1 rRNA gene is annotated in these 1,303 nt (G+C 56.2%); it reads right to left on the reverse strand.

From position 1 onward, the window contains the following. Nucleotides 1-1,092, reverse strand: a 16S ribosomal RNA gene (locus ACFWEJ_RS28765); the annotation flags it as partial. Nucleotides 1,093-1,303 lie beyond the last annotated feature (211 nt).

Raw genomic sequence — 1,303 nt, forward strand, 5'->3', positions numbered from 1 at the left:
AAGGGTTGCGCTCGTTGCGGGACTTAACCCAACATCTCACGACACGAGCTGACGACAACCATGCACCACCTGTGTACGAGTGTCCAAAGAGAACCCCATCTCTGGGGCTTTCTCGTACATGTCAAGCCTTGGTAAGGTTCTTCGCGTTGCATCGAATTAATCCGCATGCTCCGCCGCTTGTGCGGGCCCCCGTCAATTCCTTTGAGTTTTAGCCTTGCGGCCGTACTCCCCAGGCGGGGCACTTAATGCGTTAGCTGCGGCACAGAACCAGTGGAACTGGCCCCACACCTAGTGCCCAACGTTTACGGCATGGACTACCAGGGTATCTAATCCTGTTCGCTCCCCATGCTTTCGCTCCTCAGCGTCAGTAACTGCCCAGAGACCTGCCTTCGCCATCGGTGTTCCTCCTGATATCTGCGCATTCCACCGCTACACCAGGAATTCCAGTCTCCCCTACAGCACTCTAGTCTGCCCGTACCCGATGCAAGCCCACAGTTGAGCCATGGGATTTCACACCAGACGCGACAGACCGCCTACGAGCTCTTTACGCCCAATAATTCCGGACAACGCTTGCGCCCTACGTATTACCGCGGCTGCTGGCACGTAGTTAGCCGGCGCTTCTTCTGCAGGTACCGTCACTCTCGCTTCTTCCCTGCTGAAAGAGGTTTACAACCCGAAGGCCGTCATCCCTCACGTGGCGTCGCTGCATCAGGCTTTCGCCCATTGTGCAATATTCCCCACTGCTGCCTCCCGTAGGAGTCTGGGCCGTGTCTCAGTCCCAGTGTGGCCGGTCGCCCTCTCAGGCCGGCTACCCGTCGACGCCTTGGTAGGCCATTACCCCACCAACAAGCTGATAGGCCGCGAGCCCATCCCCCACCGAAAAACTTTCCAACACCCACCATGCGGTAAGTGCTCGTATCCGGTATTAGACCTCGTTTCCAAGGCTTATCCCGAAGTGGAGGGCAGGTTGCTCACGTGTTACTCACCCGTTCGCCACTGATCCACCCAGCAAGCTGGGCTTCACCGTTCGACTTGCATGTGTTAAGCACGCCACCAGCGTTCGTCCTGAGCCAGGATCAAACTCTCCGTAAAAGAGAAACATCCACACCCACCAAAGCAGGTGCGAACAATGATACTGGCCAGACCAAAACCAAACTGGTTTCAATCCGATCCAAAAAAGACCCCACCGAACCTGATCACACCACCATGCTGGCGATGCGACCCGAAACGCTGAGAGTCAAATGATTGGCATTGACTATCAAGCACACTGTTGAGTTCTCAAACAACCGACGCACACCGTCAG

This window comes from Promicromonospora sp. NPDC060204, from assembly GCF_042728455.1.
In the GTDB taxonomy this organism is placed as follows: Bacteria; Actinomycetota; Actinomycetes; order Actinomycetales; family Cellulomonadaceae; genus Promicromonospora.